This window comes from Acidithiobacillus sp. AC3, from assembly GCF_050261095.1.
Lineage (GTDB): Bacteria > Pseudomonadota > Gammaproteobacteria > Acidithiobacillales > Acidithiobacillaceae > Igneacidithiobacillus > Igneacidithiobacillus copahuensis.
In genome coordinates this window covers 1,885,001-1,910,456 of the sequence record NZ_CP189838.1, presented here as the reverse complement: position 1 = coordinate 1,910,456, position 25,456 = coordinate 1,885,001, and the positions used below count along the sequence as shown (strand labels likewise).

Genomic DNA, 25,456 nt, shown 5'->3' with positions numbered 1-25,456 from the left:
AGGGAGCGCATGGCTATTCGGGATTGGCCCACGGACGAACGGCCGCGGGAACGTTTGTTGGCGAAGGGGGCGGAGAGTCTGTCCGATGCGGAATTGTTGGCGATTTTTTTGCGGGTAGGGGTGCGTGGCAAAAGCGCCGTCGAACTGGCGCGTGATCTTTTGCAACGCTTTGGTGGGTTGCGAGGACTCTTGACGGCCCCACAGGAGTCCTTCTGTGCTGAGCATGGGCTCGGTACCGCCAAATTCGCGCAGTTGCAGGCGGTGCTGGAGATGGCGCGGCGCCATTTGGCAGAAAGCTGGCAGCGGGGCGAAGCCCTGGAATCGCCACGCCGGGTGACGGAATACCTGCGTGCCAGCCTGCGCGATCGGGCACGCGAGGTCTTTGCGGTGCTCTTTCTCGATCAGCGTCATCGTGTCTTGCGCTTCGAGGAGATGTTTCAGGGCACCATCGACAGCGCCAGTGTGCACATCCGCGAGGTCGCCAAGCGCGCCCTCGAACTCAATGCGGCGGCGCTGATCGTGGCGCACAATCATCCTTCGGGGGTTGCTGAGCCGAGCACGGCGGACCGGCAGCTCACCCGCCGGCTGGAGGATGCCCTGCGACTTTTGGACCTGCGTCTGCTCGATCATTTCATCGTCGGTGATGGCGAGCCGGTCTCCCTGCGCGAAGCGGGCGGTTGGTGAGAAAAAACGCACCTCTCTGGCGCCGCGGACGCTACGCGCTGGCCGGTCTGGAAAGTGCCGTGCGTGGGGAGGCGAGCTTTCGGACCGAGCTGGGTGCTGCAGTTTTGGGAATTGCTCTCCTGGTTTGCACGGGTGCGCCGCTCCTGTGGTGGGCCTTGTTCATCTTGCTGATGGCGGCGATCCTGGCCGCCGAGCTGCTCAATACCGCCATCGAAACCCTGGCCGACCGTGTCGAACCGGAGCTGGATCCGTTCATCGGCCGTGCCAAGGATCTTGGCGCTGCTGCAGTATTCATCCTCAGCGTTGCGGCCATTTTACTGGCGGCGTGTTTGTTGTTGGCCTTCTTTCAGGGTGGGGCGGGTTTTGCACCGCCTTTCTGATCCGTCTATAGTGAATAAGGAAATTTTAGGGTAACGCACGCTATGGGTATCAACGCCTCCCTCACGATCATCGCGATAGTGTCCATTTTTTCACTCGTCATATTGGCCGCGGTAGCTGGCGTGGTGATTCGTACCTTTCTGCGGCTGGAACGGGTCCTGGCCCGGGCAGAGCAGGAAGTTGGGCCGCTGTTGTTTGACCTGAAAGTGTCGTTGGCAGAGCTGCAAAAGATCATCCGCGGCGGGGGCAAGCAGCTCCAGCATGTCGAGGCGACATTACGGTATGTCGATCGGGAACTGCGCGACACCGTTGACACCCTGACGCTCCCGGTCCAGGAACTTGGGCTTTGGGTCAAGGCTGCGCGTACTGGCTGGCGTTACTTTGCCCGCCGTCGTCATTGAGGCTTTCTGTTTCGTAACTCACTGGAGGTTTGCATGAGAAATTCAGCAGCAGGATTCATGATGGGCTTACTCGTTGGTGCCGCCGCTGGCGTCTTGCTTGCCCCAGCCAGCGGCGTCGAGACCCGCGACGATCTCCGGCGCAGAATGCAACGCGGCAGGGAGCAACTGCGCGAACTGGAGACGGTCGCGGAGGAGCGCATTTCCCGGCTCCTCGACGAAATCCAGGAAAAGACCCAACAGTTGATGGCCTCCGGCGGTGAATTGGTGGATGCCAAACGGCAAGACCTGCTGGAAGCCATTCAGGTGGCAAAGCGGGCATTGGCTGAAGAGCGCGAGATCCTGCTGCGTTCCCGTCGCGAGCGGCAGATCGAGGCGGAAATCGGGGGCCCAGAGGATTGACCGCGCAGTTTTTTATGCGGTAATCAATCAAATCATGGTGCAAGGGGCATCTGGCACCGATAAGATAGCGCGAGTTTTCTGTCAAGGAGTAGTGAGATGGCTGATAAATTGCTGATGGTCATGGTCAACACCGATCCTTCCAACCCCCAGGAGCTGGGTGCGCCTTTCTTCCAGGCCACGGTTGCTGCGGCAATGGATTTTGAGGTGGAGGTGGTGCTTACCGCTCGCGCTGGCGAGCTGGCCAAGAAGGGCGTGGCGGAGAAGATGCACGTCATGCCGGGCAGCCCCAAGAGCGTTCACGATTTCATCAAGGATGCCCACGAGGCGGGCGTGAAGTTCTTTGTCTGTACCCCCACCCTTGAACTGTGGGATTGCACCAAGGAAGACCTCATTCCCGAAGTGTCGGACGTGGTCGGTGGCGCCTATGTCATCGAACAGGCCATGGACGACGATGTCGTTACCTTTACCTATTAAGTGACGTCATGACGCCTACCCATTTGGGGCCGGCTGAACAGTTGTTCAGCGCGGAGGCGGTGCACGCGGCCATCCAACGGATGGCCGTTGCCATTAATGCCGACCTGGAACCGTTGGTACCGCACCGTCCGGTCATTGTGCTGACAGTCCTGTCCGGTGCCATCGTCGTCGTCGGTCAGTTGCTGCCCATGCTGCATTTTCCCCTGCATCTGGATTGTGTGCAGGTCAGTCGCTATGGTGACAAGACGCGTGGCGGCGATCTGCTGTGGCGTCTGACGCCACGGGAGAACCTGCTGGATGCCACCGTGCTCATCGTCGATGATATCCTCGATGAGGGCGTTACCCTGCTGGCGCTGCAGGACTATTGTCGTGCCCAGGGGGCAGCAGAGGTGCGCACGGCGGTGATGGTACGCAAGGAGCGCGAGCGTCCCTGTGCCGTGCCCATCGATTATGTGGGTCTGGAAGTTCCGGATCGTTTCATCTTTGGTTTCGGCCTCGATGCCCGGGGGCTCGGTCGCAATGCGCCCGGGATTTTTGTGCTGGCGGAGGAATCATGAGTAGCGTCGGGATCCTTGGCGGTAGCGGCCTGACCAGGCTCAAAAACCTGGAAATTCGCCACCGTCGCATCATTCGCACGCCCTTTGGCGAGGCCTCTGGTCCTCTGACCTTTGGTGTTCTCAATGGTCAGGAGATCGTTTTTCTGGCCCGCCATGGCTATGGTCACACCATCCCGCCCCATCGGGTCAACTATCGCGCCAACATCTGGGCCTTGCATCATGTGGGAGTGAGCCATCTGATTGCGGTGACCGCCGTCGGTGGAATCACTGCCGCGATGCAGTCCGGCGTCCTGCTGGTACCGGATCAGCTCATCGATTACACCCATGCCCGTCCCAGCACCTTCTTCGAAGGCGGCGAGGCGCAACAGGTGATTCATATCGACTTTTCCGAACCATACTGCGCCAATGTGCGGCAACGGCTTCTGCAAGGGGCCGAAAAAGCCGGGATCTCGGTGCATCCAGGAGGCACCTACGCTGCGACCCAGGGGCCGCGTCTCGAGACCGCGGCAGAAATCCGTCGGATCGAGCGGGATGGCGGCGATGTGGTGGGCATGACCGGTTGTCCAGAAGCCGTTCTGGCGCGAGAGATCGGCCTTTGTTATGCGCCCTTGTCGTTGGTGGTGAACCCCGCCGCGGGTAAGGCGGCGGAGCCGATTACCATGGAGGGGATCGACGCCGTCATGCATGAGGGCATGGAGCGGGTGCGGGCGGTACTCGCCGCGGCGGTCCCGTTGCTGGCCGACTGCCCGCCCTGTGATTGTGGCATGGCGGTAGGTCCGGATGCCCTCAAGGCGCTGCACAAGGCGCCACTGGCGCGAAAAAAGGCAACGCCCGCTGCCTGATTCAGCGCAGCGTCACGAACTCTTCGCTGCTCGTGGGGTGGATGGCGATGGTGTCATCGAAGTCCCGTTTGCGAGCGCCCATGCGAATGGCCACGGCAAAGCCCTGCAGCATCTCCTCTACCCCGTCGCCAATGGCATGCAGTCCGACAATGCGCTCCTCGTGTCCCACGGTCACCAGCTTCATCGCGGTCCGTTCCGGTTCGCTCTGAAAAGCGCGTAGCAACGGTACGAAGCGGCTCTGGTAGCATTTCACCTGCTCATCGCCATAGCGCTCCCGAGCCTCAATCTCGCTCATGCCCACCGTGGCGATGGGCGGATGACTGAAGATCACCGTGGGCGTCAGGCTGCTGTCGAGGTGTCGCTCGCTCTGCCCGCCGAACAGACGATCGGCCAGACGGCGTCCGGCGGCAATGGCGACGGGGGTCAGGGCTGGCGCGCGCGTGATATCGCCTACCGCGTAGATGCCATCCACAGGGGTGTTCTGGAATTTGTCGACGGCAAGAAAACCATCGTCATCGGTAGCCAGGTCTGCCGCCACCAGACCGAGATCGCTGGTCTGCGGGCGGCGGCCGATAGCCCAGAGTACCGCATCGAGGCCCCCGTGGCAGTCTCCCTGCGCAAAGTCGAGACACAGGCCATTCGCATCGCGCCGAAGCTGCCGCACCTGACGTTGGGCGAGGAGGTTGATGCCTTGCGTCTGCATGGCCTCCATCAGATGTTCCCGCAGCATGGGCTCAAACCCATGGAGGAAGTGATTGCGCCGCACCACCAGCGAGACATCGCTGCCCAAGGCGCGCAAGACGCCAGCCAGTTCGACGGCGATATAGCCGGCACCCACCACGGCTACCCGCTGCGGCTGCTCGCCAAGGGCGAAGAATCCATCGGAATCCATACCAAGCTCGGCTCCAGGGATCTCTGGCCAGATCGGTGTTCCGCCCGTTGCCAGAAGGATCTTCGCGGCACTGAGCAGGGTCTTTTCATCGACGCTGACCTGATTCTTACCGCGCAAGCGACCATGACCGCGAAAAAGCGTCACGCGATTGTTCTCCAGCCCTTCGGCATAGCGCCCGTTGAGTCGCTGGATGTAGGCGTCGCGATGGCTTTTGAAACTGCCCCAGTTGAAATCCCAGGGCGTTGCCGAAAAGCCATAGCCCGCTGCCAGCTCGTGACTAGTTGCCAGATGGGCAGCATTCCAGAAGAGCTTTTTGGGGACGCAACCGACATTGACACAAGTGCCCCCCAAAGGTCCCTCTGCCACCAAAGCAACGCGGGCGCCATAGGAAGCGGCGCGGTTGGCACTGGCAATACCGCCGCTACCGCCGCCGATGACGATGAAATCGAAGTCTGTTGTCGTGCTCACCGGGTAAGCTCCTTACGGCGTCATAGAGACGCCGTGTTCCAGATTGGGTTGCGCTTAGTGGGCGGCGAGATACTTGGCCAGATCGTCGGCGCCACCGATGTGTTTGCCGCCAATGAAGATCTGTGGCACCGTCGAGCGTCCAGAAACTGCACGCACCGTCCGCGAGCTAATTCCCGTACCCATGCCGGTATGCACCTCCTCATAGGGAAGGTTGCGCTCCTGCAACATCGCCTTGGCGCGGGCGCAGTGGGGGCAGCCTTCGCGGGTGAAGAGCGTGATGAAGGCCGGATCCTGGGCATTGGGATTGATGTAGCGGAGCATGGTATCGGCATCGGAAACCTCGAAGGGATCGCCGGGCTTGTCAGGCTCGATGAACATCTTCTCGACAACGCCATCCTTCACCAACATGGAGTAGCGCCAGGAGCGCCGCCCAAACCCCAGGTCGGCCTTGTCCACCAGCATACCCATGCCGGCGGTGAACTCGGCGTTGCCATCGGGAATCAGACGTACATTCTCGACGGCGAGTTCCTTGGCCCAGGCCTCCATGACAAAGGCGTCATTCACCGAGATGCAAAGAATGCTATCGACGCCGTTTTCGCGCAAGACCGGCGCCAGCTCGTTATAGCGGGGCAAGTGGCTCGAAGAACAGGTGGGAGTGAAGGCGCCAGGCAAAGCAAAGACCACTACCGTTTTGCCGGCGAAGAGTTCCTTCGTGCTGACATCCTTCCATTGATTGTTTTCCCGGGTGCGAAAAGTGACCTGGGGTACTGCCTTTCCTTCCATATTGCTGAGTTTCATGGATCGACCCTCGATGGCTGCATCGGAATTGATGACGCCTTAGTTTAGACATTGTCTAAAATATTTGCAAACGCCGCTCACTCCCTCAGACGAGACCGAGAATGCTGCTGACAAACTCCAGCCCTCCTTGGCGAATCTGATAATTCGCCTGGGCGCGGACGGCGGGCTTGGCACGATAGGCAATACCCACGCCGGCCTTGCGCAGCATGGGCAGATCATTCGCCCCGTCGCCAATGGCGACGCATTGGTTGGCATTGGTGCCCGCGGCAATGGCGAGGAGGTCCAGGATATCGGCCTTGGCCTCGGCATCGACGATATCGCCGATGACCTCGCCGGTGAGCTTGCCATCGCGAATGTCGAGCTGATTGGCAAAGGCGTAATCGAGATCCAGTTCTTCCTGGACATGCCGGGTGAACTGGGTGAAGCCGCCAGAGACGACAGCGGTTTCCATCCCCGCACGCTTGGCGGCGGCGACCAAGTCGCGGGCCCCCGGGCTGAATTGCAGGCGCTCACGAATCACGGCATCGATGGCGCCGACCGGGGTGCCGGCAAGCAGGCGCACGCGCTCGCGCAGGGAACTGCGAAAATCCAACTCGCCGGCCATGGAACGTTCCGTGATCGCCGCGATCTTGCTTTTCAAGCCAAGATGCGCACCGAGCTCGTCGATGCATTCGATGGCGATCAGGGTGGAGTCCATGTCGCTGATCAAAAGGCGAAACTGGCCGCTTTTCCAGTTGGGTGTGAGGGCGACGTCGACGGGAAACTCCATCAGTGCCTCGACCAGCTGGTGGTTGGCAAGGGGCAGGGCGGCGGCATCGCCCCAGATCTCGATCACCAGCTCATTGCCCTGGGCGAGTAGCACCCGGCCCGGCAGAAAGGCGCGTAGTTGTAGACTGGTCAGTGCCCGGCGTAACATCGTCGGACGCAGGTCCCCGCGCAACACCAGACGTAGAGGCTCTTCTGCGTCGCTTGCGGGGCCCCAGAGGATCTCCCGCTCCTGTGCCAGCCCCTGGCGTGCCAGCTCCTCCAGGAAGGGTTGCAGCTCGGCAAAGTCGGCGGGCAGGCGCCAGCTCTGCAGCCAGCTCCCGGCAATTTCCCGTTGCTCGATTTCTCCGGCAACGATCTGGCTCATACTGGCGGGCAGGGCCATACGTCCCTGATGGGCGGGACTCAAAATGGCGAGGCGGGTGGCAGACATGCTTTTACTCCTTGCTTGAGTCAGGGCCATTGAGTTCGTCGATGAGCGTAAGAAGGGCTTCGCATCGCGTCTGGCCGTCGGGCAGGGTACGACGGATGCGCAGGCGGTCCTGACCCTCGAGCTGGAAGGTCTGCGATTCCTTCTGGATCTTCTGTAAGAGGCGGTCCACTGGCAAGCGATGCCGTGCGCTCAGGGTCAAGCGGGCGCCCTGTGGTCCGGCGTCGATAGCGGTAATGCCCAGGCTCTCGGCGAGAATCCGCAGTTGCGTCTGGCAGAGCAGGGTCTTGACGGCATCCGGCAGGGTGCCAAAGCGATCCACCATCTCTACCATGATCGCACCAATCCCCTCGCTCTTGCGCAGATTGGCCAGGCGTTTATAGAGCTGCAGACGCAGTTGCACGTCGGGCAAGTAATCGGAGGGGATGAGCGCCGGGGTGTTGAGATGGATCTGTGGCCCCTCCGCCTGTTTTTCCGCCAGACTTTGCGGATCCTTGCCGGCGCGGATGGCGGCAACGGCGTCGTTCAGCCACTCCATGAACAGGGTAAAGCCCACTTCATCCATGTGTCCGCTCTGGGCATCGCCCAGGAGCTCGCCGGCACCACGAATCTCCAGATCATGACTGGCCAGAGCAAACCCTACACCAAGCTCCTCCAGGGACTGGATGGCGTCGAGGCGTCGTTTGGCGTCGTCAGTCATGGCGCGTGGATCGGGGGTGAAGAGATAGCAGTAGGCCCGCTGATGTCCACGCCCGACGCGCCCCCGCAGCTGATGCAGCTGCGCCAGGCCGAAGCGGTCGGCACGATCGATGAGCATGGTGTTGGCACGCGGATTGTCGATGCCCGATTCGATGATCGTGGTGCAGAGTAACAGATCGAAGCGTTGATGATAAAAATCGAGCATCACCGCCTCCAGTTCGGTCTCCGGCATCTGCCCGTGGGCAATGCGGATGCGCGCCTCCGGCAGCAGGCGTTGCAGCAATTTACCGCTGCGCTCGATATCCTGTACTTCGTTGTGCAGATAGTAGATTTGCCCACCGCGATGCAGCTCGCGTTGGCAGGCCTCGCGAATGGTGTCTTCGGCAAATTCCTGCACAAAGGTGCGTACCGGTTGCCGGCGCTGCGGCGGCGTGGCAATCAGCGACAGGTCGCGCAGTCCCGCCAGGGAAAGATTCAGCGTGCGGGGGATGGGGGTTGCCGTCAGGGTGAGTACATCCACCTCACTGCGCAGGGCCTTGATCTTTTCCTTATGGCGCACGCCAAAGCGATGCTCCTCATCGAGAATCAGGAGTCCCAGGTCGGCAAATTGCACATCGCCCTGGAGCAGGCGATGGGTGCCAATGAGGACCTGAATGTTGCCGGCGGCGGTATCCGCAAGGATCGCGCTACGTTCCTTGCCCTTCTGAAAACGGGAGAGCATGGCGACGCGGATGGGCAGCCCGGCAAAGCGATCGCGAAAGTTTTCGAAATGTTGCTGGGCGAGGAGGGTGGTGGGTACAAGAATGGCCACCTGGGCGCCGCTGTGAGCGACCAGGAAGGTGGCACGCAGGGCCACCTCGGTCTTGCCAAAACCGACGTCGCCGCAGACCAGGCGGTCCATGGGATGCGGCCGTTGCAGATCGTCGAGAACGGCATCGATGGCGGCCTGCTGGTCCGGTGTTTCCTCAAAGGGAAAGCGGGAAACAAAGTCCCAATAGGCGTCGTCCGGCGCCGGGAAGCTCCTTCCAGGGCGCGCGGCGCGGCGCGCGTAGATGTCGAGCAGCTCGCTGGCGGCATCGATCGCCTTCTGTCGCGCCTTGGCCTTGGCCTTGCTCCAGCGCGCATTTCCCAGACGCGATAGCTCGATTTCCTCGCTGTTGCCGACAAAGCGGCTGACGCGGTCGAGTTGTTCCACCGGTACATAGACCTTGGCATCGCCGGCATAGGCAATACTCATGTACTCGTTGACGTCTCCTTGCCCGGCAAAGGGGGTGTCCAGCGCCAGAAAGCGCCCGATGCCGTAATCCTCATGGACTACCACATCGCCGGGCTGCAGTTCTCCCAGATCGCGTAGCAGATTTTCCATGCTCCGCTGGCGTGCTCGGCCGCCACGGCGCTGGGCAAACACCCGATCGCCAAAGATCTGCGCTTCCGAGATCAACGCTAGATCGATACGTCCCCGCTGCTGATGCAACAGTCCCCGTTCCAGCGGCGCCACCGCGAGGGCGAGGGAGGCGGACCCAGCGGAAAATTCGGACCAGTTGCCGACTCGTTGCACCGGGACGCCCAGGCGCTGTAGGTGCTCGCCCACCGCTTCGGCGCGTCCAGCGGATTCCGCCGCCAGCACTACGCGAGCACCACCGGGAAGCTCTTGTAGAAAGCGCTCGAGGCCGAGCAAAGGATTTTCACTGTTGCCCTGTAGGGAAGGCGGAGGCAGAAAGCCTTGCGCCTCGCCCTGCACCTGTTCGCTGAGCCGCAAAATGGGGTAGGCCGCTAATCGTTGCTGCCAAGAGTCCTCGCTCAGCAACAGTTCGTCAGGCCGCAGGATGGGATGGGCACGATCGCTGCTGCGCTCGGCATAGCGTTCTTGCCATTCCTGGCGCAATTGCTGAACTGCGGCCGCAAGCCCGGACTCCTCCAGCACGATGCTGTCCTTCGGCAGATAATTACTGATGTCGCCGCAAGCTTCAAAAAACAGAGGTAGGTATTGCTCGGCACCCGCCGGTATACTATTGCGACTGGCGGCACGGTAGATCTCCGCCTGTTGCGGGTCGCCGCTGAAGCGGGCGCGAAACTGTGCGCGAAAGCGTTGCAGATCCTCGCTGGCAGTCGGAACTTCGCGTGCCGGCAGCAACTCTACCTTTTCCACTTTGCCGAGACTGCGCTGGGTTTCCACATCGAAGGCACGAATGCTGTCGATCTCGTCGCCAAAAAGCTCGATCCGATAGGGAAGAGGGCTGCCGCTCGGGAAAATATCGATGATGCCACCGCGCCAGGCGATTTCCCCTGCTTCCGACACCTCGCTTACGCTCTGATAGCCGGCATCGATGGCACGCTGGCGGAAGGATTCGAGGGGCAAGCGCGCCCCCAGGTGGAGCCACAGCGCATGACGATCGAGATGGCTCGGTGGCGGCAGAAACTGCAGCACTGCGCTGGCCGGGGCGATGATCAGTCCCCGCCAGTGCGGCAGGGCCGCGAGAGTGGCCAGCCGCGCGGTACTGATCTCGGCCGGCGGATTCAGGCGATCGTAAGGAAGCACTTCCCGATCGGGAAAAACCAGCGGTGCAGGTAATTCCGGCGCGAAAAATTGCCATTCCCGTTGCCATTCTTCTATCGCGCGGCTGGCATTGACGATCAACAGGATCGGGCGCTGCAAGCGGCGTTGTAGGGCCGCCGCCAACAGGGCCTGAGCGGCCCCCGGCGCCGGCGGCAGGGTAGCGGTTTTTCCGGGTTGGAGGACCAGTGACCCGAGCCAATCCATCAGCAAGACAGCACATCCTCAAAAAGCCAAGGCGACAGTCTATGCAGGCCAAGAAAAAACTGCAAAAGTCGCGGTCATTCGGGTATGCTGGCGCAGCGATCAGGAGGATGTGCATGGAACAAATCTGGGCCTTGATCCCCGCCGGTGGACGCGGGCAGCGATTTGGTGGTGCCGTCGCCAAGCAATATCTGCAACTGCGCGGTCGCTCGGTGCTTGCCCATGCCCTGCAGCCCTTTCTGATCGAGCCGCGCATTCGTGGCGTACAACTGGTGTTGCCCGGCGCAGATCTCGCCACCGGCGCCTGGCGTGAGCTTCTCGGTTCGCAAAGCCGAAGCTTTCTGCCCCCGGTGGTAGGTGGAGCGCAGCGCCAGGACTCGGTGCGACTCGGCCTGCGCGCGCTTCTGGAACATGGCGCCCTGCCGCAGGACTGGGTGCTGGTCCACGATGCGGCGCGCCCTTGCCTGCAACGGGGCGATCTGCATGCGCTCCTGGATGCCTTGCCCAGAGCCCCACAAGGGGCTTTGCTGGCCTTGCCGGTAGCCGATACCCTCAAGCGTGCCGCGGGCGAGCATGTGGTGGCCACCGTCGAACGTAGTCATCTCTGGCGTGCCCTGACTCCCCAGGCCTTTCCCCTGGGTGCGCTGCTCGAAGCCCTTGACGATGCCGAGCAGCAGGGTGCCCCGGTGACCGATGAGGCCTCGGCTATGGAACGGCGCGGCTGGCACCCCCTTCTGGTGCAGGGCCACGCCGATAACCTCAAAATCACTTATCCCGAAGATTTGCCCTTGGCTGAGGCTATTCTGGCCGCGCGTGGGTCGTGAAAGGAGAACTATGGAGATTCGCGTAGGACAGGGCTTTGATGTGCATGCACTGGTGGCAGATCGCCCCCTGATTCTGGGCGGTGTGCGGGTGCCTTATGAACTCGGCCTGGCCGGTCATTCCGATGCCGATGTCCTCATCCACGCCATTTGCGACGCACTGCTCGGCGCGGCGTCCCTGGGGGATATCGGCAAACATTTCCCGGATACCGATCCCCGTTTTGCCGGTGCCGATTCGCGTCTACTGCTCCGTCACTGCGCCAGCTTGCTGCAGCAGGAGGGCTATCGCATCGTCAATGTCGATTCGACCCTCATCTGTCAACGCCCCAAATTGGCACCGCATATTCCCCAGATGCGGGAACATCTCGCCAGTGACCTGCAGATTCCGCTCCCTGCGGTCAGTGTCAAGGCGACGACGACAGAGCAGTTGGGCTTTGCCGGCCGTGGCGAAGGCATTGCCGCCCAAGCTATCTGCCTCATCCGGGATGTCTGAGATCCCCGATCGGTGGTATCCGGAGCTGGCGCTTGCCCGCCCGGAAGGCGTCTTTCGTTCCTCCCCCGAAAGCTTTTTTGTGGAAGAGGTGTTGCCTTTTGCTGCCGATGGCGAGGGCGACCATGCTTGGCTCTGGGTCGAGAAGACGCGGCGCCACACCGAGGAGGTCGCACGGCTGCTCGCGCGCTTTGCGGGCGTCCCCGCCCGAGACGTTGGCTACGCCGGTCTAAAGGACTACCAAGCCCGTACCCGACAAGCCTTTACCGTGCCGCTCGTTGGCCGTGAGGAACTCGATTGGGGCCAGTTCGCCGCTGCGGGGGTGCAAATTCTCGCCATCGACCGGCATCGACGCAAACTACGGCGCGGTGTGCATCGCGGCAATCGATTTCGCATACATGTACGCGACGCCAACGACAGCACCGCCTGGGAAAACGCCTTGCGGGTTTTGGCGCAACAGGGTTTCCCCAACTATTTCGGGGCGCAACGCTTCGGGCACGATAATCTGGCCGCTGCCGGGCGCCTGCTGACTGGTGGGCGGCGTGGACGTATGCCACATCATCTGCGCGCGCTTTTGTGGTCGACGGCGCGCTCCGCGCTATTCAACTTGGTTCTTGCCGAGCGGGTGCGACAGAAAAGCTGGAACTGCATCCTGCCCGGTGAGATCATCCAGTTGGCCGGGACGCATAGCCAGTTTCGGGCTGGCGCAGAAGAGCTCGCGGAGCTGCAGGCCCGCGCCGATGCCTGGGATCTCCATCCCACCGGGCCACTGCCGGGTAAAGCTGCGGGGCAAAGCAAAGGGCTGGTAGGCGAACTGGAAGCGGAAATCCTTGCCGCTTGGCATGGCGGCGACGATTCTCCCGGCAACGGTATGGCCTGGGCAGCGGCGCTGGCCAGTCAGGGCTTGGACGCAGCACGACGAGCCTTGCGCTGCCGTCCGGAGGATATGTCCGTTCATGCGCCGCAAGCTGGGGAAATTGTTCTCCAGTTCTTTCTACCGCAAGGCTCCTATGCCACGGTGTTGCTGGAAGCCCTTGGGGTGAAGTCGGAAAAAATGAGCTCGGACCCTTGTCCGTAGCAAGTACATACTTTACGATAAACTACTCGTTTGCAGGGCAAAAACCAGGAAGGAACGATATGAAAAACCACGTGACCATTGGGCGTTTGGCGCGCGAGGCGGGATTGGCAGCGGAAACTCTGCGGTATTATGAACGAATCGGGCTGATTCGCCCGGTGCAACGGACGCAGTCCAATTATCGACTGTACGACAACGAGGCGGAAGCGCGCTTGCGTTTTATTCGCCGGGCGCAGAATCTCGGTTTTTCCTTGGCGGAGGTCAAGGAGCTACTCGACATCAACAGCCATCCGGAAAACGACATGGCGGCGGTGAAGCAGATTACCCAGGGCAAGATCGCCGACATCGAGGAAAAAATTGCAGATCTGGAGCGGATGCGCTCGGCCCTGCACGAGGTCAGTGAGCGTTGCCCCGGCCATGGCTCTGTTGAGGCTTGCCCGATCCTGGCCTCGCTTGCTGGGGCAGAGCGCGCCACCGACTTGCCGCCTGCCCCGGCCGCTCAGGCGCGCTGAAAAGTCCATCAGGCGTCAGCGGCGAAGCTCGCCCAGTAAGACCCGCAGGGCCCCGGAGCCGCCTTCGGCTGGTCCGGCCTGCAAAAAGGCCAGTACTTCGCGGTGGCGTTGCAGCCAGTGTCCGACTAAGCGTTTGAGGACGGGCACCTGTCCTGGTGAACCATAGCCCTTGCCGTGCACGATGCGGACACAGGTCCAGCGCTGCCGGCGAGACTCGGCGAGAAACTCGGCGACGGCCGCACGGGCCTCGTCTACTCGTAGTCCATGCAGATCGAGATCGGCCTGCACGCGAATTTTTCCACGACGCAGGTCCCGCAGTAGCCGCTCGGGCAATCCGGGGCGCAGATATACCCACTCATCGCCTGTCCACCAATCATTTTCCTCTTTGTTGCCACGCGCCAGGTCTGCCAATACGGCCAGTTCATCAGCAGTGGCTTGGTGTGCCTCTGGTTCCGGAGCCGGCGCCCGTGGCGGCGGCTCCGGGGCTGAGAACAGCCGCACATCCCGCAGAGCGGAGCGAAACTCCTCTCGTTCGTCATCGGCAAGAAAGAATCCGGGATTAGCTCTTGCCCTTTTCCGTGCTGAGCGCCGCGCCACGCATCAGGCGCTGGCCTGCTCCAGCCAGCGTTCCGCGTCTAGGGCGGCCATACAGCCCGTCCCGGCGCTGGTTACTGCCTGACGATAGACATGATCCTGCACATCGCCTGCAGCAAACACGCCAGCGATGCTGGTCATAGTCGCAAACCCTTCCCGACCGCCCTTGGCGATCAGGTACCCGGTCTCGTCCATTTCCAGCTGTCCTTTGAAAAGCTGGGTATTGGGCTGATGGCCGATGGCAATAAATACGCCGGTCGCTGCAATGTCTTGCGTCTTGTCGTCTGTTGCAGATGCCAAGCGCAATCCAGTAACCCCCGAGGAGTCACCCAGAACTTCGCTCACTTGATAATTCCAGATCACTTTCACGTTTTCTTTGGCAAAGAGCTTGTCTTGCAGAATCTTTTCCGCCCGGAATTTGTCACGCCGATGGATGACGGTCACCGTCTTGGCAATGTTGCTGAGGTACAGCGCTTCCTCGACCGCGGTGTTGCCACCACCGACGACGGCGACATCCTGATTCCGGTAGAAAAACCCATCACAGGTGGCGCAGGCAGAAACTCCTTTGCCACGATATTTTTCCTCACTCTCCAGGCCCAGATATTTGGCTGAGGCACCCGTGGCGATGATCAGAGAATCGCAGGTATAGCTTCCCTGATCGCCCTGCAAGCGAAAGGGCCGCTCCCCGAGATTGGCCTCGCTGATATGGTCAAAGATGATCTCCGTATCAAAGCGGCGCGCCTGCTTTTCGAGCTCCGCCATCAGCTCCGGACCGAGAATGCCATCGGCCGCTCCCGGCCAGTTATCCACATCGGTGGTCGTCATCAGTTGGCCCCCAGGTTCCATGCCCTGAATGAGCACCGGTCGTAGATTGGCCCGAGCGGCATAGATCGCTGCCGTGTAGCCTGCGGGACCGGAACCGAGAATGAGTAAGCGCGCGTGCTTGCTGTCGTCTGCCATGACCGCTCCTGTCGAAAGGAAATATTCGCAATTGTAGCACTCCTTCCCTGGTCACGGCAGAGTCAGAAACGCAGTGGAAGCTTACCCTATGACCTGTCAAGCCCTGGCAGACATCCCTTTCGCTTTCAGAATATTACTAAAGATTCGGTCTTAATCCCTTGACAGAAAAGGGAAGTCTCGGATAGCTTGCGGGCATGTCGAAAGCACGCAGCGCAGCAGCAGTGAATGGTTCGGTGCGGGAGAACAGGCCGAAGCCGAGCGGGTATCCCTGGCGTCGGGAGCTCCTGCTCTTTGTCTTGCTGCTCTTGAGTCTGTTCGCTCTCCTTTCCTTGATCAGTTTTCATCCGCTTGACCCCAGCTGGTTCACCAGTGGTCGGGGAGAGCCTGCACGTAATTGGGGAGGCGAGCTGGGTGCCGAGTTGGCCGCGTTCCTGGTGCAGATTTTTGGGATTGCTGCCTGGTTGCTTCCCTTCGCGCTCCTGGCCTTCTGTTGGCTCTGGCTGCGGCGCTTACATTGGCAACATCCGCTGCCGCGCCTACGCATCCTCGGCGGAATCCTGTTTTTCCCGGCCTTTAGCGTGCTGCTGGCCTTGCTCTGGCCACTGATGTGGTGGCCGGTGAAGGGGCAGAGTCCTGGCGGGATCATTGGTGCGGGCCTTGCGGGATTACTTTCTCCTGTCATTGGCAGCGTGGGTACTGGGCTGATTTTCTTCGCCTTGAGTGTGCTGAGCGCTGCTCTCGTAACGCGGACAAGCCCTGCACATTGGGCGAGCCATCTGCGCGCTCTATCGCTCCCCCGTTTTTCCTTGCCCCGCGCGCCGAGCTTCTCGTTGCGCTTGCCGCGCTGGCGACGACAGGTTCCGGTAAAAGCTGATAAGAACTGTGCTGCGGCTCCCGAAGTCGCCGCGCAGCCGTCCGCCGCGTCGCAAGTTCTCGAGCCAGAGCGCCCGTTCCCCGCGCGCAGGAAGGCCTCCCCATCCCCGTCGAAGGCAGTGACCGCCAGCAAGGAGCAGCTACCCTTACCGGCTCCCGTAGGCCCCCCACGCGCCGATGGCCTGCCCGAACTCTCCTTGCTGGATGCGCCCGAAGCCGATGACCCCGCTTTAGTTCCCTCGTCCGAAGAACTGGCGGCGCGCTCCCGTTTTCTGGAGGAAAAATTCGCGGATTTTGGTATCAGTGCCCAGGTTGTGGACGCGCACCCTGGCCCGGTCATTACCCGCTACGAGATTGAACCTGCGGCTGGCGTCAAGGTGAGTCAGGTCGCCGGCCTGAGTAAGGATCTGGCGCGCGTTCTTACCGCCCGGGTACGGGTAGTGGAAGCGATTCCGGGTAAGGCGACAATGGGTATTGAAGTCCCAAATCCGAAGCGGCGTGTGGTCCGTCTCTCCGAAATCCTCGGTAGCGCCGCCTTCGCACAGAGCAAAAGCCTCTTGACCCTGGCCTTGGGGCAGGATATCGGCGGTCAGCCGATTGTCGCGGATTTGGCGCGGATGCCCCATCTCTTGGTGGCTGGCACCACTGGCGCTGGGAAATCCGTCGGCGTCAATGCCATGATCCTGAGCATTTTGTACAAGGCCACCGCGCAGGAAGTGCGCATGATTCTGGTCGATCCCAAGATGCTGGAGCTGTCCGTGTACGAAGGGATCCCGCACCTGCTCGCGCCGGTAGTCACCGACATGCAGGAGGCCGCCAATGCCCTGCGCTGGTGCGTCGCGGAAATGGAACGGCGCTACAAGTGGATGGCGCACGCTGGTGTGCGCAACTTGGCGGGCTACAACCAGAAGTTGAAAGAGGCCGAGGCGCGTGGTGAGTCCCTGCCGGGACCTGACAAAGACTTCAATGACGAGCCGATTGCATTGCGTCCGCTGCCGGCCATCGTCGTCGTCATCGATGAATTTGCCGACTTGATGATGGTGGTCGGCAAACAGGTGGAAACCCTGATCACGCGCCTGGCACAGAAAGCGCGAGCGGCTGGCCTGCATCTGATCATGGCGACCCAGCGTCCATCGGTAGATGTGATTACCGGCCTGATCAAGGCCAATATTCCCACACGCATTGCCTTCCAGGTGTCGTCGCGCATCGATTCACGCACGATTCTCGACCAGATGGGTGCGGAAACGCTGCTGGGGCAAGGCGACATGCTGTATCTACCCCCTGGCAGTGGTTATCCCCTGCGCGTGCATGGGGCCTACGTCAGTGACGATGAGGTGCATCGGGTAGTCGAGAGCCTGCGGCAGCTGGGTGCTCCAGAATATGACGAAGAGATTCTGTCGGGCTCTGGCGATGATGCGGGAATGGGGGAGGGCGGCGACAACGATGCGGAGAGTGATCCGCTCTACGATCAGGCCGTCGCGATTGTCACCAGCAGCCGCAAGGCGAGCATCTCCTATGTGCAGCGGCAGCTCAAAGTCGGGTATAATCGAGCGGCTCGAATGATCGAGGAAATGGAGAGGGTGGGCATTGTTGGTCCCCTACAAAGCAATGGTAGTCGAGAAGTGCATGCTGCTGCCCCGCCGCGCGACTGATCTCGTGCGACTTTGTGTTTCCGCCGTTTTCGGATGCTTATTGATGGTCGGCGTGAGCCTGCCGTTGTTCGCTGCCGAGCCTGGCGCGCTGCTGGAAAAATTCTTCCAGTCCAGCAAGACCGTGACCGCTGATTTTCAGCAGGAAGTGCTCAACCATGGTGGCGTCGTCGAACAACGTGCCAGCGGACAACTCTGGATTGCCAGGCCTGGGCGTTTTCGCTGGAATTACGCCGGCAAAAATGGGCAAATGATCGTTTCCGATGGCCAGCAGGTCTGGCTCTATGAGCCCGCTCTGCAGCAGGTCACGGTACAACCGTTGGGCAAGGTTCTGGGCAGCACCCCGGCGGCGCTGATCGCCGGACGCGATGTACTGCCGACAGACTTTCAGATCAGCTCGCTGCCAGCAAAAAATGGCCTGCAATGGGTTTTGCTCAAACCGGAAAAAGGGCAAAACCAAGGCTTTACTTCCATCCAGATGGGCTTTGACAACGCTGGACAGTTGCGCGAAATGCTGATGGAAGATGCCTTCCAGCAGGAAACCGTCCTGCATTTCGAACATGTCCGCGTGAATGTCCCCATTTCCGACAAGATCTTCCATTTTACTCCGCCGGCCGGGGTAGACGTTCTCAAAAATCCTTAAATTTGGAGTAGTCATGCGTAAGACCCTGGTTGTTTATGCCTTAAGCACGTTGGTCATTTCTGCTGCTTGCGATTTAGCCTACGCCAACAGCTTCGCGGTACCGACCGGTGTTGCGGCCCTGTCGGAGGCCGGGGCGGTGGTGGCCGACGGGCAAGCAGTCAGTGATTATTCCTATAATCCGGCAGGCATGGCTTTTTTCTCTGGAAATCGGGCAGCCATTGAGCTAGTGGCCCAGCGTCCCTCCTATAACTACGCCAATGGCAGCACCGATATCGGCGCGGAGACCAATACCAGTATCCTTGCCGATCTCTATTATACCCATCGCTTCGACAGCATGCCGCTGGCGCTGGGTATTGGGATTACTTCTCCCTATATCCTGCGCGACAGTTGGGCGCCCAATGCCCTGTACGAGGGAAGTCCATACCTCCAGAATCAACTGCGCATCATTGATATCAATCCGAGCATCGCTTACCTGTTGCTGCCCGACCTCAGTGTGGCGGTTGGGCTCGACTACTACCAAAGCATTGGCGGTAAATTCGGTACCCTCTCGGCAGACGGCAGTGGCGTCGGGGGTCGCATCGGCCTGCTCTACAGCACTGAGGGCTATAATTTCGGGTTGAGCTATATTTCTCCCGCCAGCCTCTCTGCCGGTGCGGGCAAAATTGAGCTGCCGGGCAGGCTGCAGGCCGGTTTTCGCTATCGCTGGACACCCTCCTTTGCCACCGAGCTCGATGTTGACTGGACCAACTGGGCAAACGCAAAACTGCCGTACTATGGCAACCTGGGCTGGAAGTCCGCCCTGGGCTACCATGTGGGTCTCAGTTACCACCTGAATCAGGACCTGGAAATCCGTGGTGGTATTGCCCATACCGACAGCCCGGCGGGAGCCAACGCGGTGCAGCTTGCGGTGCCGGCAACGGCATCCAACTCGGCATCCTTCGGCTTGGGGATTGGCCTTGGGCCCTGGCATTACGACATCGGCGCCAGCTACGCCTTGTCCGGGTCCGCTGGCGGCGCGCCATTCCCTCTTCCGGATGCTGGCACGGTACCCAGCGGATCCTACAAGGCCAGTGCCTTCACCCTCGGGCTGGCCCTGGCGCGCAATTTCTGATGTCTTGAATGCCTGATCGACGCCCTCTGGCCGCGCGCATGCGGCCCAGCAGTCTTGCCGAGTTCGTTGGTCAGCCGCAGCTACTCGGGGCAGGGGGTAGCCTCCGGGCCGTTCTCGATGAGGGCGGCCCAATACCGTCCCTGGTCCTGTGGGGCCCGCCGGGTTCGGGCAAGACCACCCTCGCTCGCCTGCTTGCAGCGCAGTCCCAGGTAGAGTTCGTTACGCTTTCGGCGGTGGACAGCGGCGTCAAGGAGTTGCGCGCAGTCGCCGAAAAGGCACGGCAGTTTCGGGAGTGTGGGCAGGCCACTTTGCTTTTCGTCGACGAAATCCATCGCTTCAACCGTGCACAACAGGATGCGCTATTGCCTTATGTCGAGGACGGCATTTTTACCTTGATCGGCGCAACCACGGAAAACCCCAGTTTTGCCCTGGTCTCTGCCTTGTTGTCGCGGGCGCAGGTGTACGTTCTCCAGCCTTTGGATACTGCCGCCTTGGGAGAGATCCTCGAGCGGGCGTTGCAGGATGCAGGGAAAGGTTTGGGGGAACAGAATCTGGTTGTCAGCGCCGCCGTCCGCGCGCTGCTCATTGACGCCGCCGATGGTGACGCCCGGCGTTTGCTTGGTATTCTCGAGCTGGCCGCCAACGGGAGTGAGAACGGCGAAATCTCCATGGAGCAGGTACAGCAGGCCATTGGCGAGAGTTGGCGGCGCTTCGATCGCCACGGAGAGCAGTTCTACGACCAAATCTCGGCCTTTCACAAGTCCCTGCGCGGTTCGGATGTCAACGCCGCTCTGTACTGGCTGGCGCGGATGCTCGATGGGGGCGCCGATCCGCTCTATCTGGCCCGGCGCATGGTGCGCATGGCCAGCGAGGATGTCGGCCTGGCGGATCCGCGTGCCCTCAGTATCGCCATCGCTGCGCGTGACGCTTATGCGTTTCTCGGCAGTCCCGAGGGCGAGCTCGCTCTGGCCGAGGCTGCCGTCTATCTCGCCAGCGCCCCCAAGAGCAACCGCATAGAGCTGGCCTGGAACGCAGTGCGCGCGCAGGTTCGCCGCGAACGCAGCCGGCCGGTTCCCCTGCATCTGCGCAATGCGCCGACCCGGCTCCTGCGGGAGCTGGATTATGGACGGGAATATCAATACGATCACGATTTTCCCGATGCCATCGCGCCGGGGCAGTCTTATCTGCCCCAAGGTATGGCGGACGGCCGCTGGTATACCCCCACGGAGCGGGGCTTTGAGAAGACCATGGGCGAGCGTCTTGCCTGGATCGCTGCTCATCGGAAAAGATCAGGAGACTGAACCATGCTCGACCCGAACCTGTTACGCACCCAGACGGCCGCGGTGGCCGAGGCGCTCGCCCGGCGCGGGCATGTCCTGGATGTGCAGGCACTACGGTCCCTGGACCAGCAGCGGAAAACCCTGCAGGTCGATCTGGAGGCGTTGCGCAATGAACGCAATGTCCTGTCCAAGGAGATTGGCGTCGCGCGTCGTGCGGGCCGCGACACCCAGGCGGAGCAGGCGCGTGCCGCGGAAATCGCCGCTGCCGTCAGCGACAAGGAGGGGCAGTTGACCGCCGTCCTCGCGCAGTGGGAGGAGTGGGTGCGTACCCTACCCAATTTGCCGCAAGCGGACGTTCCCGATGGGCCCGACGAAAGCGGCAACGTCTGCGTGCGCAGTTGGGGCGAGATCCCGCGCTTTGACTTTCCGGTCAAGGACCACGTAGATCTGGGTACCGAGTTGGGCGTCCTCGATTTTGCTGCGGGCGTCAAGCTCGCCGGAGCACGGTTTGTGGTATTGCGAGGCGCGGGTGCACGCCTGGAGCGGGCGCTGACGCAATTCATGTTGGACCTGCATACGCAGGAACATGGATATGAAGAGATCGCCCCGCCCTTTTTGGCCAATCCTCAGTCGCTGCTCGGTACCGGACAACTCCCCAAATTCGCGGAGGATCTCTTTGCGCTGCGGGATGACGATTTTTACCTGATTCCCACCGCCGAGGTCCCGCTCACCAACCTGCTGCGGGAGGAGATCGTTACCACGCTGCCGCAGAAATACTGTGCCTACACGCCCTGTTTTCGTCGGGAAGCGGGCTCTGCCGGACGCGATACCCGTGGCATGATCCGACAGCATCAATTCGACAAGGTCGAACTGGTGCAGATCGTGCACCCGGAAGAATCCGCAGCCGCACTCGAAGAACTTACCGCCCACGCCGCGAAGGTTCTGGAACTGCTGGAGCTGCCCTACCGGGTCATGCTGCTCTGCGCGGGCGATATGGGATTCTCGGCCGCCAAGACGTACGACCTGGAAGTCTGGCTGCCGAGCCAGAACTGCTATCGCGAAATCAGCTCCTGCAGTAATACCGAGAGCTTTCAGGCTCGGCGTCTGCAACTGCGCTACCGCGATAGCGATGGCAAGCCGCAACTGGCGCACACCCTCAATGGGTCCGCGCTGGCGGTGGGACGTACCCTGATCGCGCTACTGGAAAACCATCAGCAGGCCGATGGCCGCGTGCGGATTCCTCCCGCCCTGCGACCCTATCTCCGCGGCGAAGAATTTCTTGATGTCCGCGCCAGCTGAGCCCTATGTGCCGATATCCTGTGCGCTGCATAGTGAGCTGGAACTAGCCGCCATGCGCCGTCGGCCGCTGCAGTTGCAGCTTAGGAATGGCCGCAGTTTGCGCGGGACAATTACCGATGTCTGGACTGCCTATGGGCGGGAATGGTTGCTGCTCGCGGTGCAATCGGCATCTTCCAGATCTGATTATTTGATTGATTTAACACAGATAGAGGGAGCGTATGCAGTTCAATCCTAGGAAATGGCTCGGACTGTTCGCCCTGGCGACAGGATCCCTGTTGTCGGGCAGGGTTGCGTTGGCGGCAGAGTTTCCCCTGCCTGCGGCAGGCAGCAATATGGTCGGCCAATTGCACGTCGTACTTGCCCGTCAGCAGGATACCCTGCTCGACATCGCCCGCCATTACGACGTGGGCTACAACGAGATTCGCGAGGCCAACCCCGGCGTCGACCCCTGGCTGCCGGGAAAAGGTACCCGCGTCCTCGTGCCTGCCCAGTACATTCTTCCACCGCCTCCTTGGCAGGGTATTGTCATCGATATTCCGGCACGCCGCCTCTACTACTTCCCGGTTGGGAAAAAGGTGGTCTACACCTATCCCATCGGCATCTTCCGTCCCAAATGGCCAGATCCGCTGGGTACTACGCGCATCATCGCCAAGGTCAAAGATCCGAGCTGGACCGTACCAAAAAACATCCAGGAAGAACACGCCAAGGCCGGTGAGCCGATCCCCGCTTACTTTGCCCCCGGACCGGACAATCCCATGGGAGAGTTGGCATTGGAAACCGGCTGGTCGCAGATCTACATCCATGGCACCAACAAACCCTGGGGGGTAGGCATGCGGGTCAGTCATGGCTGCTTCCATGTCTATCCGGAAAATGAGGTCCAGCTGTTCAAAATGGTCAAGGTGGGGACACCCGTGCGGAGCATCGACGAACCCTATCTGGTGGGAAGTAATGGCGATGGCCACCTGTACCTGCAGGCATTTACGCCCATTGAGGCCTACAAGAGCGACCTCTCGCCGCAGCAGCGCGCGGTAAATGCCATCGTTCAGTATCAAAAAGGCATGAGCACCGCCGTTGTTGTGAACTGGCAGCGCGTGATCGACCTGGTGCAAAAACCGAATACCGTGCCGACCGGCATCGATGTCTCAGCGCCCAGTCTTACGCAGGTTATCAGTGCTTTACCCGCCCAGCCCTATGCCTTCGCACCCTATGGAGACAATGCGAATCAAGCCACTCCACCGCCGTCAGCAACGCCCGTTCCGGAACAGCAATAAAAGGGCTTGCAATAGGGGAGTGAGCTCGGTATAGTTCGCTTCCTCGCCGCTGAGGTGGTGGGGCTGGAAACGAAGGAAGAAAGTTAGTATTGCTTTTGAAATCGGATTCAGGCTAGAATGTAAGACCCGGTGCGGGGTGGAGCAGCCAGGCAGCTCGTCGGGCTCATAACCCGAAGGTCGTAGGTTCAAATCCTACCCCCGCTACCAAATATTCGCAGTATGTTGTTTTGTTCTTTCAAAACCGAGTGGAGATGTGTGGGGTTTAGGCCCTAAGCGTGGTGTAGGTGCTGGGTGTGTGTAGTGGTTTTGCTGCTATGTACATTGAGTATTTATGCTACGTGAAGTTTTGAGAATTGTTGTGGATTGAACGAGAGAGTTTGATCCTGGCTCAGATTGAACGCTGGCGGCATGCCTAACACATGCAAGTCGAACGGCAGCACGGGTGCTTGCACCTGGTGGCGAGTGGCGGACGGGTGAGTAATGCGTAGGAATCTGTCCAATAGTTTGGGACAACCCAGGGAAACTTGGGCTAATACCGGATACGTCCTGAGGGAGAAAGCGGGGGATCTTCGGACCTCGTGCTATTGGAGGGGCCTACGTTCGATTAGCTAGTTGGCAGGGTAAGGGCCTACCAAGGCGACGATCGATAGCTGGTCTGAGAGGACGATCAGCCACACTGGGACTGAGACACGGCCCAGACTCCTACGGGAGGCAGCAGTGGGGAATTTTTCGCAATGGGGGCAACCCTGACGAAGCAATGCCGCGTGAATGAAGAAGGCCTTCGGGTTGTAAAGTTCTTTCGTGGGAGACGAAAAGGTAATCGCTAATATCGGTTACTGTTGACGTGAACCCAAGAAGAAGCACCGGCTAACTCCGTGCCAGCAGCCGCGGTGAATACGTTCCCGGGCCTTGTACACACCGCCCGTCACACCATGGGAGTGGATTGTACCAGAAGCAGCTAGCCTAACCTTCGGGGGGGCGGTTACCACGGTATGGTTCATGACTGGGGTGAAGTCGTAACAAGGTAGCCGTAGGGGAACCTGCGGCTGGATCACCTCCTTTATAGAGAATAGGGTATCTAGACCCCACACACGCCACTCGGTAGAAAGACTTGGGCCTATAGCTCAGCTGGCTAGAGCACACGACTGATAATCGTGAGGTCAGTGGTTCGAGTCCACTTGGGCCCACCAAATGGGGCTGTAGCTCAGCTGGGAGAGCACCTGCTTTGCAAGCAGGGGGTCACCGGTTCGATCCCGGTCAGCTCCACCAGATGTTCTGGTGGAAAGGCAGCCTGCCCAAGGGTGGGGGCCAGTGGTAGGAGAGGTTGGGTAGGTAGTGGAGAAGGGATGGAGAGTCTCTTGTGCACTACGTACCGGAAGGTGCGGTAGTATTGTTCTTTGACAATGGAAGAAGGGAAGGCCCGTTGCCAGGTTCTGGGACTTGGTAGCGATCTCGCGAAGGTATTGCGGGATATATGGTCAAGTGAATAAGGGCATACGGTGGATGCCTTGGCGGAAACAGGCGATGAAGGACGTGGGCACCTGCGAAAAGCCTCGGGGAGCTGGTAAACGAGCTGTGATCCGGGGATGTCCGAATGGGGAAACCCGACTCTTAGGAGTCATTGCTGATGGAATACATAGAGTCAGCAAAGCGAACGCGGTGAACTGAAACATCTCAGTAGCTGCAGGAACAGAAATCAACCGAGATTCCCGTAGTAGCGGCGAGCGAACCGGGAGGAGCCATCATGAGATAGCCCGAAGTGTAGGAGAACGATCTGGGAAGGTCGGCCGTAGTGGGTGAGAGCCCCGTATCCGAAACGCATTGGGTGGTACTAGGCATGAGACAAGTAGGGCGGGACACGTGGAATCCTGTCTGAAGATGGGGGGACCATCCTCCAAGGCTAAATACTCGTTTCCGACCGATAGTGAACCAGTACCGTGAGGGAAAGGCGAAAAGAACCCCGGAGAGGGGAGTGAAATAGATCCTGAAACCGTATGCCTACAAGCAGTGGGAGCCCCTACGGGGGTGACTGCGTACCTTTTGTATCATGGGTCAGCGACTTACTTTCTGTGGCGAGCTTAACCGAAGAGGGGAGGCGTAGGGAAACCGAGTCTGAATAGGGCGATAGTCGCAGGGAGTAGACCCGAAACCGGACGATCTATCCATGGTCAGGATGAAGGTGGGGTAATACCTACTGGAGGTCCGAACCCACGCCCGTTGAAAAGGTCGGGGATGAACTGTGGATAGGAGTGAAAGGCTAAACAAGTCCGGAGATAGCTGGTTCTCCTCGAAAGCTATTGAGGTAGCGCGTCGCATATAACTGCCGGGGGTAG

The 25,456-nt window shown here is 60.4% G+C and carries 24 protein-coding genes, 3 tRNA genes, 1 rRNA gene and 1 other annotated feature (1 of these 29 only partly in view); of the genes, 22 read left to right on the top strand and 6 right to left on the bottom strand.

Features of this window, described 5'->3' with window-relative positions; all coding sequences use genetic code 11:
- Positions 1–9: 9 nt before the first annotated feature.
- From radC to ACQAYK_RS09595, 7 genes are all read left to right on the top strand, one after another.
- Positions 10–684, top strand: a complete 675-nt coding sequence (radC, locus tag ACQAYK_RS09625) for a RadC family protein (RefSeq protein ID WP_215873361.1) — start codon at positions 10–12, stop codon at positions 682–684.
- Entirely contained in the window at positions 681–1,064 is a 384-nt protein-coding gene (locus tag ACQAYK_RS09620) for a diacylglycerol kinase (RefSeq protein ID WP_215873360.1), read from the top strand. The genes radC and ACQAYK_RS09620 overlap by 4 nt, the downstream gene beginning before the upstream one ends.
- A 42-nt stretch (positions 1,065–1,106) precedes the next feature.
- The gene (locus ACQAYK_RS09615; RefSeq protein ID WP_215873359.1) at positions 1,107–1,463 is read left to right on the top strand and encodes a hypothetical protein; all 357 of its coding nucleotides are present in this window, start codon (positions 1,107–1,109) and stop codon (positions 1,461–1,463) included.
- 33 nt (positions 1,464–1,496) lie between these two features.
- Complete coding sequence (locus ACQAYK_RS09610; RefSeq protein WP_215873358.1) at positions 1,497–1,862, top strand: YtxH domain-containing protein; 366 nt, start codon at positions 1,497–1,499, stop codon at positions 1,860–1,862.
- A gap of 96 nt (positions 1,863–1,958) precedes the next feature.
- Positions 1,959–2,336 carry a DsrE family protein gene (locus tag ACQAYK_RS09605; protein ID WP_215873357.1) on the top strand — a complete coding sequence of 126 codons (378 nt, stop codon included), beginning with the start codon at positions 1,959–1,961 and terminating at the stop codon, positions 2,334–2,336.
- Positions 2,337–2,344: 8 nt separating this feature from the next.
- Positions 2,345–2,893 (top strand): hypoxanthine-guanine phosphoribosyltransferase, encoded by a 549-nt coding sequence (locus tag ACQAYK_RS09600; protein WP_215873356.1) that lies wholly within the window; start codon positions 2,345–2,347, stop codon positions 2,891–2,893.
- On the top strand, positions 2,890–3,735 hold the full coding sequence (locus ACQAYK_RS09595; RefSeq protein ID WP_215873355.1) for an S-methyl-5'-thioinosine phosphorylase: 846 nt from the start codon (positions 2,890–2,892) through the stop codon (positions 3,733–3,735). The genes ACQAYK_RS09600 and ACQAYK_RS09595 overlap by 4 nt, the downstream gene beginning before the upstream one ends.
- A 1-nt stretch (position 3,736) precedes the next feature.
- Here ACQAYK_RS09595 and gorA read toward each other — a convergent pair whose 3' ends face one another.
- From gorA to mfd, 4 genes are all read right to left on the bottom strand, one after another.
- Entirely contained in the window at positions 3,737–5,095 is a 1,359-nt protein-coding gene (gene gorA / locus ACQAYK_RS09590; RefSeq protein ID WP_215873354.1) for a glutathione-disulfide reductase, read from the bottom strand.
- 54 nt (positions 5,096–5,149) lie between these two features.
- Positions 5,150–5,893 (bottom strand): glutathione peroxidase, encoded by a 744-nt coding sequence (locus ACQAYK_RS09585; RefSeq protein ID WP_215873353.1) that lies wholly within the window; start codon positions 5,891–5,893, stop codon positions 5,150–5,152.
- Positions 5,894–5,978: 85 nt separating this feature from the next.
- Positions 5,979–7,091 carry a phosphoserine phosphatase SerB gene (gene serB, locus ACQAYK_RS09580; RefSeq protein ID WP_215873352.1) on the bottom strand — a complete coding sequence of 371 codons (1,113 nt, stop codon included), beginning with the start codon at positions 7,089–7,091 and terminating at the stop codon, positions 5,979–5,981.
- A 4-nt stretch (positions 7,092–7,095) separates the two neighbouring features.
- On the bottom strand, positions 7,096–10,548 hold the full coding sequence (gene mfd, locus ACQAYK_RS09575) for a transcription-repair coupling factor (RefSeq protein ID WP_215873351.1): 3,453 nt from the start codon (positions 10,546–10,548) through the stop codon (positions 7,096–7,098).
- A gap of 113 nt (positions 10,549–10,661) precedes the next feature.
- On the opposite strand from mfd, the gene ispD reads away from it, so the two are divergent.
- Genes ispD through ACQAYK_RS09555 form a run of 4 tightly spaced genes read left to right on the top strand, consistent with a single transcriptional unit; the run spans position 10,662 to position 13,443 of the window.
- Positions 10,662–11,369, top strand: coding sequence for a 2-C-methyl-D-erythritol 4-phosphate cytidylyltransferase (ispD, locus tag ACQAYK_RS09570; protein WP_215873350.1), 708 nt, complete (start codon positions 10,662–10,664; stop codon positions 11,367–11,369).
- Positions 11,370–11,379: 10 nt separating this feature from the next.
- Positions 11,380–11,859 (top strand): 2-C-methyl-D-erythritol 2,4-cyclodiphosphate synthase, encoded by a 480-nt coding sequence (ispF, locus tag ACQAYK_RS09565; RefSeq protein WP_215873349.1) that lies wholly within the window; start codon positions 11,380–11,382, stop codon positions 11,857–11,859.
- The gene (gene truD / locus ACQAYK_RS09560; RefSeq protein WP_215873348.1) at positions 11,852–12,934 is read left to right on the top strand and encodes a tRNA pseudouridine(13) synthase TruD; all 1,083 of its coding nucleotides are present in this window, start codon (positions 11,852–11,854) and stop codon (positions 12,932–12,934) included. Before ispF ends, truD begins: the two co-directional genes overlap by 8 nt.
- 59 nt (positions 12,935–12,993) lie before the next feature.
- Positions 12,994–13,443 (top strand): heavy metal-responsive transcriptional regulator, encoded by a 450-nt coding sequence (locus tag ACQAYK_RS09555; RefSeq protein ID WP_215873347.1) that lies wholly within the window; start codon positions 12,994–12,996, stop codon positions 13,441–13,443.
- A gap of 15 nt (positions 13,444–13,458) precedes the next feature.
- On the opposite strand, the gene ACQAYK_RS09550 is transcribed toward ACQAYK_RS09555, so the two are convergent.
- Together ACQAYK_RS09550 and trxB are read right to left on the bottom strand one after the other, a co-directional pair.
- Complete coding sequence (locus ACQAYK_RS09550; RefSeq protein WP_255789710.1) at positions 13,459–14,040, bottom strand: Smr/MutS family protein; 582 nt, start codon at positions 14,038–14,040, stop codon at positions 13,459–13,461.
- A 3-nt stretch (positions 14,041–14,043) separates the two neighbouring features.
- Positions 14,044–14,997, bottom strand: coding sequence for a thioredoxin-disulfide reductase (trxB, locus tag ACQAYK_RS09545; protein WP_215873346.1), 954 nt, complete (start codon positions 14,995–14,997; stop codon positions 14,044–14,046).
- 194 nt (positions 14,998–15,191) lie between these two features.
- Here trxB and ACQAYK_RS09540 point away from each other — a divergent pair, with 194 nt between their 5' ends.
- The 11 genes from ACQAYK_RS09540 to ACQAYK_RS09490 form a co-directional block, all read left to right on the top strand.
- Positions 15,192–17,522, top strand: coding sequence for a DNA translocase FtsK (locus ACQAYK_RS09540; protein WP_215873345.1), 2,331 nt, complete (start codon positions 15,192–15,194; stop codon positions 17,520–17,522).
- 43 nt (positions 17,523–17,565) lie between these two features.
- Positions 17,566–18,162, top strand: a complete 597-nt coding sequence (gene lolA, locus ACQAYK_RS09535) for an outer membrane lipoprotein periplasmic chaperone LolA (RefSeq protein ID WP_226827074.1) — start codon at positions 17,566–17,568, stop codon at positions 18,160–18,162.
- A gap of 13 nt (positions 18,163–18,175) precedes the next feature.
- Positions 18,176–19,273 (top strand): OmpP1/FadL family transporter, encoded by a 1,098-nt coding sequence (locus ACQAYK_RS09530; protein WP_215873343.1) that lies wholly within the window; start codon positions 18,176–18,178, stop codon positions 19,271–19,273.
- 8 nt (positions 19,274–19,281) lie between these two features.
- Complete coding sequence (locus ACQAYK_RS09525) at positions 19,282–20,574, top strand: replication-associated recombination protein A (RefSeq protein WP_215873342.1); 1,293 nt, start codon at positions 19,282–19,284, stop codon at positions 20,572–20,574.
- A gap of 3 nt (positions 20,575–20,577) precedes the next feature.
- A complete protein-coding gene (gene serS, locus ACQAYK_RS09520; RefSeq protein WP_215873341.1) occupies positions 20,578–21,852 on the top strand; it encodes a serine--tRNA ligase in 1,275 nt (424 codons plus the stop codon).
- Positions 21,776–22,087 (top strand): Rho-binding antiterminator, encoded by a 312-nt coding sequence (locus ACQAYK_RS09515; RefSeq protein ID WP_319643786.1) that lies wholly within the window; start codon positions 21,776–21,778, stop codon positions 22,085–22,087. The genes serS and ACQAYK_RS09515 overlap by 77 nt, the downstream gene beginning before the upstream one ends.
- Positions 22,071–23,123, top strand: a complete 1,053-nt coding sequence (locus ACQAYK_RS09510) for a L,D-transpeptidase family protein (protein WP_215873339.1) — start codon at positions 22,071–22,073, stop codon at positions 23,121–23,123. Before ACQAYK_RS09515 ends, ACQAYK_RS09510 begins: the two co-directional genes overlap by 17 nt.
- Before the next feature lie 130 nt (positions 23,124–23,253).
- Positions 23,254–23,330 (top strand) — tRNA-Met (locus ACQAYK_RS09505).
- A gap of 158 nt (positions 23,331–23,488) precedes the next feature.
- Positions 23,489–24,185 (top strand) — a sequence feature (16S ribosomal RNA rRNA prediction is too short).
- A 51-nt stretch (positions 24,186–24,236) separates the two neighbouring features.
- A tRNA-Ile gene (locus ACQAYK_RS09500) sits at positions 24,237–24,313 on the top strand.
- 3 nt (positions 24,314–24,316) lie between these two features.
- Positions 24,317–24,392: transfer RNA gene (locus ACQAYK_RS09495), tRNA-Ala, on the top strand.
- Positions 24,393–24,599: 207 nt separating this feature from the next.
- Positions 24,600–25,456 (top strand): 23S ribosomal RNA (locus tag ACQAYK_RS09490); it runs 2,028 nt beyond the window's last position.

Coding starts and splice junctions, on each gene's coding strand:
- serB (WP_215873352.1), bottom strand. CDS start 7,091: ATGTCTGCCACCCGCCTCGCCATTTTGAGTCCCGCCCATCAGGGACGT.
- ACQAYK_RS09530 (WP_215873343.1), top strand. CDS start 18,176: ATGCGTAAGACCCTGGTTGTTTATGCCTTAAGCACGTTGGTCATTTCT.
- ACQAYK_RS09610 (WP_215873358.1), top strand. CDS start 1,497: ATGAGAAATTCAGCAGCAGGATTCATGATGGGCTTACTCGTTGGTGCC.
- ACQAYK_RS09615 (WP_215873359.1), top strand. CDS start 1,107: ATGGGTATCAACGCCTCCCTCACGATCATCGCGATAGTGTCCATTTTT.
- lolA (WP_226827074.1), top strand. CDS start 17,566: ATGGTCGGCGTGAGCCTGCCGTTGTTCGCTGCCGAGCCTGGCGCGCTG.
- ACQAYK_RS09605 (WP_215873357.1), top strand. CDS start 1,959: ATGGCTGATAAATTGCTGATGGTCATGGTCAACACCGATCCTTCCAAC.
- truD (WP_215873348.1), top strand. CDS start 11,852: ATGTCTGAGATCCCCGATCGGTGGTATCCGGAGCTGGCGCTTGCCCGC.
- ACQAYK_RS09515 (WP_319643786.1), top strand. CDS start 21,776: ATGGCCGCGTGCGGATTCCTCCCGCCCTGCGACCCTATCTCCGCGGCG.
- ispF (WP_215873349.1), top strand. CDS start 11,380: ATGGAGATTCGCGTAGGACAGGGCTTTGATGTGCATGCACTGGTGGCA.
- ACQAYK_RS09510 (WP_215873339.1), top strand. CDS start 22,071: ATGCAGTTCAATCCTAGGAAATGGCTCGGACTGTTCGCCCTGGCGACA.
- radC (WP_215873361.1), top strand. CDS start 10: ATGGCTATTCGGGATTGGCCCACGGACGAACGGCCGCGGGAACGTTTG.
- ACQAYK_RS09600 (WP_215873356.1), top strand. CDS start 2,345: ATGACGCCTACCCATTTGGGGCCGGCTGAACAGTTGTTCAGCGCGGAG.
- ACQAYK_RS09525 (WP_215873342.1), top strand. CDS start 19,282: ATGCCTGATCGACGCCCTCTGGCCGCGCGCATGCGGCCCAGCAGTCTT.
- serS (WP_215873341.1), top strand. CDS start 20,578: ATGCTCGACCCGAACCTGTTACGCACCCAGACGGCCGCGGTGGCCGAG.
- ACQAYK_RS09595 (WP_215873355.1), top strand. CDS start 2,890: ATGAGTAGCGTCGGGATCCTTGGCGGTAGCGGCCTGACCAGGCTCAAA.
- ACQAYK_RS09540 (WP_215873345.1), top strand. CDS start 15,192: ATGTCGAAAGCACGCAGCGCAGCAGCAGTGAATGGTTCGGTGCGGGAG.
- ACQAYK_RS09585 (WP_215873353.1), bottom strand. CDS start 5,893: ATGAAACTCAGCAATATGGAAGGAAAGGCAGTACCCCAGGTCACTTTT.
- mfd (WP_215873351.1), bottom strand. CDS start 10,548: ATGGATTGGCTCGGGTCACTGGTCCTCCAACCCGGAAAAACCGCTACC.
- ispD (WP_215873350.1), top strand. CDS start 10,662: ATGGAACAAATCTGGGCCTTGATCCCCGCCGGTGGACGCGGGCAGCGA.
- ACQAYK_RS09555 (WP_215873347.1), top strand. CDS start 12,994: ATGAAAAACCACGTGACCATTGGGCGTTTGGCGCGCGAGGCGGGATTG.
- trxB (WP_215873346.1), bottom strand. CDS start 14,997: ATGGCAGACGACAGCAAGCACGCGCGCTTACTCATTCTCGGTTCCGGT.